Origin of the sequence: Oerskovia sp. NPDC057915 (assembly GCF_042887685.1) — a bacterium.
In the GTDB taxonomy this organism is placed as follows: domain Bacteria; phylum Actinomycetota; class Actinomycetes; order Actinomycetales; family Cellulomonadaceae; genus Oerskovia.
In genome coordinates this window covers 52,089-58,894 of sequence record NZ_JBHVOS010000016.1, presented here as the reverse complement: position 1 = coordinate 58,894, position 6,806 = coordinate 52,089, and the positions used below count along the sequence as shown (strand labels likewise).

The window sequence follows — 6,806 nt, the reverse complement described above, 5'->3', positions numbered from 1 at the left end:
CGACTATACCCCGGGGGGTATAGTCGACCTCGACCACCAGGAGGAAAAGCATGAAGATCGTCATCGTCGGAGGCGTCGCGGCAGGCATGTCCGCGGCGACCCGTCTTCGCCGCCTGTCGGAGGACGCCCAGATCCTCGTCCTCGAGGCCGGCGACCACGTCTCGTTCGCCAACTGCGGCCTGCCCTACTACGCAGGAGGCGTCATCGAGGACCGCGACGCGCTCCTCCTCCAGACCCCCGAGTCGCTCGCCGCCCGCTTCCGGATCGACGTCCGCGTCCGCCACCGCGTCACGAACGTCGACGCCGACGCGCACACCGTCACGGTCCGCGACCTCGCCACGGGCGAGGAGACCGTCGAGACCTACGACCGGCTCGTGCTGAGCCCCGGAGCACGCCCGGTCGTCCCGCCCGCCCCCGGCATGGAGCGAGCCCTCGTCCTGCGCGACGTGGCCGACGTCGACCGGATCGTCGCCGCGATCGAGTGCCGCGCAGCCGACGGCGCCCTCGCGGGCGGCGACGCGCTGCCGGGCACCGACGCCGCGTCCGGCTCCCCGGCGCCCCGGACCGCGCCCCACGGTGCCCCCGCCCGCTCGGCCGTCGTGATCGGCGGCGGGTTCGTCGGGGTCGAGGTCGCGGAGAACCTCGTCCACCGTGGCCTCGACGTCACGCTCGTCGAGCTCGCCGACCAGGTCCTCGCACCCCTCGACCCCGAGATGGCGATCCGCGTCCAGCAGGAGCTCGAGGCCCACGGCGTGCGCGTGCGCACCTCGACGCAGGTCAGCGCGCTCGGCCCCGACACGGCCGACCTGTCCTCGGGCGACGGCTCGCCCCGCGGCACGGTCCCGGCGGACCTCGTCGTCGCCGCGATCGGCGTCCGTCCCGACGTCGAGCTCGCGGTCCTCGCCGGGGCGCAGGTCGGCCCCCGCGGCGGCATCCTCGTCGACCAGGACCTGCGCACCTCGGTCCCCGACGTCTACGCCGTGGGCGACGCCGCGACCAAGCGCGACGCCCTCGCACCGAGCGGCTCCGCTCCCGGGGCGGCGGGCGACGAGCCGACCACCCTCATCCCGCTCGCCAACCTCGCCAACCGGCACGGACGCCACGTGGCCGACGTGATCCTCGGGCGCCGCCACGGCATGCGCCCGTCGGTGGGGACGTCCGTCGTCGGCGTCTTCGGGCTCACCGCGGCGAGCGTCGGGCGCAACGAGAAGCGCCTGCAGGCCGAGGGGCGCCCCTACCGCGCGATCCACACCCACCCCGTCCAGCACGCGGGCTACTACCCCGGTGCGACCCAGATGGCCCTCAAGCTGCTCGTCGACCCGGAGACCGACCTGATCCTGGGTGCGCAGGGCGTCGGGCACGACGGCGTGGACAAGCGCATCGACGTCGTCGCCACCGCCGTCGCGGGCGGGCTCACGGCCTCCGAGCTCGCCGACCTCGAGCTCGCGTACGCCCCGGCGTACGGCTCGGCCAAGGACCCCATCAACATGCTCGGGTACGTGGCCGACAACCTGCGCACGGGCGAGACCCGCACCGTCCAGTGGCACGAGCTCGACGACCTCGTCGCCCAGGGTGCGACCGTCGTCGACGTCCGCACGCCCGGCGAGCACGCGCGCGGGACGGTCGAGGTGGCGGGCGTCGACAGCCCTGACGGCACGGGCTCGCTGCCCGCGCTCAACGTCCCGCTCGACGCGCTGCGCGACCGGGCCGCGGCCGAGATCCCGGCCGGGGCACCCGTCGTCGTGCACTGCCAGGTGGGGCAGCGCGGGCACACCGCCGCGCGCCTGCTCACCCAGCTCGGGTACGACGTGCGCAACCTCGACGGCGGCTACCTCACGTGGCGCGACGGGACGCTCGCCCGCCGCGTAGCCCGCGCCGACGACCTCGCGGCAATCGGCGCCTGACCGGGTCGGGGGCGCCCCGCCCCCGACCTGCCCGGTCGAAAAGGTCTCCACCGGGCAGGACGTCCGATGGGACCATCGGGTCATGACCGACGCCCGCGCTCCCCACCCGCCCACCGACCTCCCGCCCGTCGACACCCCCGCCGGTGACGCGTTCTGGGCCGACTACGCTGCAGCGCACCCGGACGCGGTCGCCCTGTGCGACGAGTACACGGTCGAGCGGTTCGGCGACTCCCCTGCGCTCTCCGACGCCCTGCTGCACGAGGTCACGCACGGCGCCAAGCGCGCGACGGCGGAGCTCGCCTCCGAGTTCGCCGCGCGCGGCGACGCCCTCCCGCGCGTCGGGTCGCACTGGGTCGCGTGCGACGGCGCCGGGCACCCGCGCGTGATCCTGCGCAGCACCGAGCTGCGGCTCGGGACGTTCGCCTCCGTGGACGCCGCCTTCGCGTGGGACGAGGGCGAGGACGACCGGTCGCTCGAGAGCTGGCGGCGCGAGCACACGAAGTACTGGATCCGCACGTGCGCCGCCCGGGGAGCGGAGTGGTCCGAGGACGACGAGATCGTGCTCGAGCGCTTCCAGGTGGTCTGGCCCCCTGCTCTCGCCGACGGTCCGCGCGACGACGCCTGACGGGACCGGCACCGGGAGGGCACCGGGAGGGGCCGCCCCTGCCTACGATGGTCGGGTTCCCTCACCGCGCACGGACGACCGGCGCGGCCCCGACCCGGCAGGAGCCCCATGTCCGTCCGTCCCCGCACCGTCCTGCTGATCTCGGTGGGAGTCGCCGTCGTGCTGCTCGGGTCCCTCGTGGTCTTCCTGTCGATCGTGGGGGTCGACGGCGTCGCCTGACACATCGGGTCGCGGCCCGTCCCGCGAGATGCGGCCAAGCGGGGTCGCACCGAGGTCTAGACCCCAGTTGGCCGCATCTCGCGGCGTTCGGTCCACGGGGCAGGGCAGGGCCCGCGGTCGCTGGCCCGCCCGTCAGGACGCGGTGACGCTCCCCGCCCCGAAGACGCGGCGCCTAGTCTCGTCGAGGGCCGCCGCGAGCGCCCCCTCGACGACGCCGTCACCCTGCGCGGTCGACAGGAGCACCGCGGTCGGCGCCCCGTGCTCTGTGCGCAGCACCGTGGCGACACGTTCCCGTAGGACCTCCCCGCCCGCAGCGGCCACCGCGCCGCCGAGCACCACGGCGTCGGGGTCGAGAACCCCGAGCGCCATGCTCAGCACCGCTGCGAGACGCCGGGCGAGGTCGTCGAGGAAGTCCTCCGCATCACCCGACGGGTCGAGGGACGCCGCCGCGAGCACGTCGGCCGCGGCCTCCCGGACCTGCGGGCTGCGCGCGGCGTCGGACGCCCGACCGTCGCCGGCAGGGTCGATCCGCAACGTGTCGAGGGGCGCGGAGTCGAACGGCGCGAGGCGGTAGGCCTGCGCGAGGCGCGCGACGGCGTCGAGCTGGACGAGGTCGGCGACCGTGCTCCGCCCCTCCGGCGCGCGACCACGACGGGCCGGGTCGGGGACGGGGACGCGGTCGATCTCGCCCGCCCCACCGTGACGACCCCGGCGGATGCGCCGGTCGAGCAGGGTCGCGGCCCCCACCCCCTGGTCGACCCACAGCACGAACACGTCCCGGGCGTCGGCCAGGTCCTCGCGCGCGAGCTGGGCGAGCGCCACGAGATTGACGTCGTTCTCGACCGCGACCCCCACACCGAGCGTCGCGGCGAGCTGCGCCTCGACGTCCTGGTCGTTCCAGACCACGAGGTGCGGGGCGTACGCGAGGCGTCCGGTCGCGGGGTCCACCGACCCGGGGAAGCCGACGACGACCTGGAGGAGGTCGGCGCGGGAGATCCCGGCCCGTGCGCAGGCCTCGTCGACGACGGCCCGGACGACGTCGAGGTGCTCGCCCGGCGGATGCTCGTCGGCGGACCACACGACCGTGCGCACCGACCTGCCGAGCACCCTGTCGGCGAGATCGGCGACCACGACCGAGACCTGGCCGACCGTCACGTCGACACCCGCCGCGTACCCGGAGGCACCACGCAGCGTCCAGACGACGGCACGCGGACCAGGCCGGCCGTCACGGTGCCCCGAGCGCTCGACGAGGCCCGCGGCCTCGAGCCGCGCGACGAGGGTCGCTGTCGCCGGCTTGGACAGGCCCAGCCTCTCCTGGAGGCCCGCAGACGTCATAGGTCCGTGACGGAACAACGCCTCGAGCGCGGCCCCGTCGTTGAGGGCGCGCAGGACCGTCGCGTTGCCGACCCTCCTGGTGCTGTCCGTGCTCACGGCGTCGTCCTCCTGTCCGGCCCCGGCATCCGCGGTGCTCGGGCTCAAGAGTGCCCGAAACCCTGGGCGGCATCGAGAACGGACCACCCCGGGGCACGGGTCGCGCGGCGTTCAGCGCCCGTGACCGTCTGTAAACTTGAATGGCAGTACACACCCCCGTCGGCCCCGCACGAGGTCTCGCCAGACGACGCGACCACCAGCGCCCGGCGACCCCCGGACCCGAGGAACAGCACCACCGTGAGAATCCGGCCCTACGCGCCCCGCGACCTGGACGCGCTGTACGACATCTGCCTGCGCACCGGCGACAACGGCCGCGACGCGACCGCCGCCTACGCCGACCCGCGACAGCTCGGCGAGATCTACGCCGCCCCCTACGCGGCCCACGACCCGTCCCTCGTGACCGTGCTCGTCACCGACGACGACCGCGTCGTCGGCTACGTGATCGGCTGCCGCGACACCGTGGCCTTCGAGGAGTGGCTCGAGCACGAGTGGTGGCCGCCCCTGCGCGAGCGGTACCCGCTGCCGGACCCTGCCGACACCTCGCCCGACGCGCGCCTCGTCCGCCAGATCCACGACCGCACCCCCGCGCCGCCGCGACCCTGGCTCGCCGAGCCGGCCACGCACCCCGCGCACCTGCACATCGACCTGCTCCCCGAGGCGCAGGGCACCGGCTGGGGGCGACGCATGATCGAACACCTCCGGGGCCTGCTCGAGGACCTCGGCATCGCGGGCCTGCACCTCGGCGTCGGCGCCGCGAACCACGGCGCGATCGCGTTCTACTCCCGGCTCGGCTTCGAACCCCTCTCCGCTCCCGACGACGACGGGCTCACCCTGGGGACGACGCTCGACCCCCGGGACGTCTCACGGCCGGAGGCGTCGGACGCCCTGCGCGCCGGGTAGGTCAGCGGGTCAGACGACCTCGTGCGACCCCGTCCACGACGCGACCGTGCGGTCGTCCGAGGCCTGCAACGAGAACGAGGTGAGCGGCAGGTTCCCGCTCCGCTTGCGTGACCGGACGACGTCGAGCGCCGCCTCGTCGGTCTCGGCCTCGAACGGTTCGCCTCGCAGCGCAGCGGTCGCCGTCAGGATCGAGTAGGTGGTCATGACGGACGAGCCTAGGGGCAGAACAGGCTCCAGGACGACCCCCGACTCCGTCACAGTCGCTCCCGGCCAGCCCCGGGCAGCCGCTGCCGCAGGTGCTCCGGCAGCGGCCGTCGCACCCCCGGACGACCCGGCCGCAAGGCGCGACGGACGCCCTGGGGGTGCTCCGCCGTCGGGCCTGGGGGATGCTCGGAACAGCACCCCGACCCCGGAGGACACCATGCCCGAACCCCAGCTCGTGCTCCTGCGGCACGGCGAGACCGAGTGGAGCCTGACCGGTCAGCACACCGGCACGAGCGACATCCCCCTGACCCCGCACGGCGAGGAGCAGGCGCGGGCCGCCGGGGCGTTCCTCGCCGGGCGATCGTTCGCCCTCGTGCTGCGCAGCCCCCTCCTGCGCGCCCGGCGGACCGCCGAGCTCGCCGGCTACCCCGACGCCGTCCCCGAACCGAACCTCGCCGAGTGGGACTACGGCCCCGTCGAGGGCCGCACGGCCGACGACGTGAGCCGGGAGATCGGGCGCGACTGGCTGATCTTCCGCGACGGCGTGCACGTCGTGCCGAGCGCCGACGGCGGGCCGGGCGCCCGGCGCGGCGAGACGCTCGACGACGTCGCCGACCGGGCACGGAGCGTCGTGCGGCGCGTCGACCCCGTGCTGCGCGACGGCGGCGACGTGCTGCTCGTCGCGCACGGTCACCTGCTGCGCGTGCTCGCCGCCGTCTGGCTGGAGCTGGGCCCCGCGACCGCCGCACGGTTCGAGCTCGGCACCGCGAGCGTCAGCCTGCTCGGCCACGGGCACGGGCTGCGCACCGTCGAGGGCTGGAACCTGCCGACGGCCTGACCTGGACACCGTGCCACGACCCCCACCCGGGGTGGCACGATGCTCCCCATGAGCGTCAACAAGAACCTCGCCGAGGGCGAGACCGTCGTCATGGAGCTGCGGACCCACCCCAAGGCCCTGTTCCTGCCGATCCTCGTCCTGGTGCTGATCGTCGCGGCGGCGACGGCGATCCTCTGGTTCTCCCCCGAGCACCCCGTGATCCTGTGGGGGACGCTCGGCGTCGCCGTGGTCGCGGCGTTCGTGTGGGTCGTCGTGCCGCACCTGCGCTGGCTGACCACCCAGTACACCGTGACGACCAAGCGCCTGTCGACGCGCACGGGCATCCTCACGCGCACGGGCCGCGACATCCCGCTCTACCGCATCAACGACGTCACGTACGAGAAGGACCTGATCGACCGCATGTTCGGCTGCGGGACGCTCATCATCTCGGACGCGACGGCCAAGCCCGGCATGACCCTGCCTGACGTCCCGCGCGTCGAGGAGGTCCAGGTCCGGCTCCACGAGCTGCTGTTCGCGGCCGACGACGGCTCGGACGACGGCGAGTGGCCCCCGAGCGAGCCGCGGCGCGCCTGAACGTCCCGGCCCGTCGCTGAGTGCGTGGTCGGGGGGGGGCCACCCCCGGGGGGGGGCGCCGGGCCCCCCCCCCCGCGCGGGGGGGCGGCGCGCGGCGGGGCCCCCCCCCCCC

At 75.0% G+C, this 6,806-nt stretch carries 7 protein-coding genes; 5 read left to right on the top strand and 2 right to left on the bottom strand.

Annotated features, from left to right (window positions below):
* Positions 1 to 50 precede the first annotated feature (50 nt).
* Positions 51 to 1,904 (top strand): FAD-dependent oxidoreductase, encoded by a 1,854-nt coding sequence (locus ACFVQ3_RS12155; protein ID WP_387639175.1) that lies wholly within the window; start codon positions 51 to 53, stop codon positions 1,902 to 1,904.
* A gap of 82 nt (positions 1,905 to 1,986) precedes the next feature.
* Entirely contained in the window at positions 1,987 to 2,529 is a 543-nt protein-coding gene (locus ACFVQ3_RS12150) for an ASCH domain-containing protein (protein ID WP_387639172.1), read from the top strand.
* Between the two features lie 351 nt (positions 2,530 to 2,880).
* Here ACFVQ3_RS12150 and ACFVQ3_RS12145 read toward each other — a convergent pair whose 3' ends face one another.
* Entirely contained in the window at positions 2,881 to 4,179 is a 1,299-nt protein-coding gene (locus ACFVQ3_RS12145) for an ROK family protein (protein ID WP_387639170.1), read from the bottom strand.
* A gap of 237 nt (positions 4,180 to 4,416) precedes the next feature.
* Between ACFVQ3_RS12145 and ACFVQ3_RS12140 the strand changes: the two genes are divergently transcribed.
* Positions 4,417 to 5,079 (top strand): GNAT family N-acetyltransferase, encoded by a 663-nt coding sequence (locus ACFVQ3_RS12140; RefSeq protein WP_387639167.1) that lies wholly within the window; start codon positions 4,417 to 4,419, stop codon positions 5,077 to 5,079.
* 9 nt (positions 5,080 to 5,088) lie between these two features.
* Here the strand turns inward: ACFVQ3_RS12140 and ACFVQ3_RS12135 are convergent, their stop codons facing one another.
* Complete coding sequence (locus ACFVQ3_RS12135; protein ID WP_387639165.1) at positions 5,089 to 5,283, bottom strand: hypothetical protein; 195 nt, start codon at positions 5,281 to 5,283, stop codon at positions 5,089 to 5,091.
* A gap of 217 nt (positions 5,284 to 5,500) precedes the next feature.
* On the opposite strand from ACFVQ3_RS12135, the gene ACFVQ3_RS12130 reads away from it, so the two are divergent.
* Entirely contained in the window at positions 5,501 to 6,121 is a 621-nt protein-coding gene (locus ACFVQ3_RS12130; protein WP_387639162.1) for a histidine phosphatase family protein, read from the top strand.
* Between the two features lie 48 nt (positions 6,122 to 6,169).
* The gene (locus ACFVQ3_RS12125; RefSeq protein WP_387639160.1) at positions 6,170 to 6,694 is read left to right on the top strand and encodes a PH domain-containing protein; all 525 of its coding nucleotides are present in this window, start codon (positions 6,170 to 6,172) and stop codon (positions 6,692 to 6,694) included.
* Positions 6,695 to 6,806: the final 112 nt, after the last annotated feature.

Coding starts and splice junctions, on each gene's coding strand:
- ACFVQ3_RS12130 (WP_387639162.1), top strand. CDS start 5,501: ATGCCCGAACCCCAGCTCGTGCTCCTGCGGCACGGCGAGACCGAGTGG.
- ACFVQ3_RS12125 (WP_387639160.1), top strand. CDS start 6,170: ATGAGCGTCAACAAGAACCTCGCCGAGGGCGAGACCGTCGTCATGGAG.
- ACFVQ3_RS12155 (WP_387639175.1), top strand. CDS start 51: ATGAAGATCGTCATCGTCGGAGGCGTCGCGGCAGGCATGTCCGCGGCG.
- ACFVQ3_RS12135 (WP_387639165.1), bottom strand. CDS start 5,283: ATGACCACCTACTCGATCCTGACGGCGACCGCTGCGCTGCGAGGCGAA.
- ACFVQ3_RS12150 (WP_387639172.1), top strand. CDS start 1,987: ATGACCGACGCCCGCGCTCCCCACCCGCCCACCGACCTCCCGCCCGTC.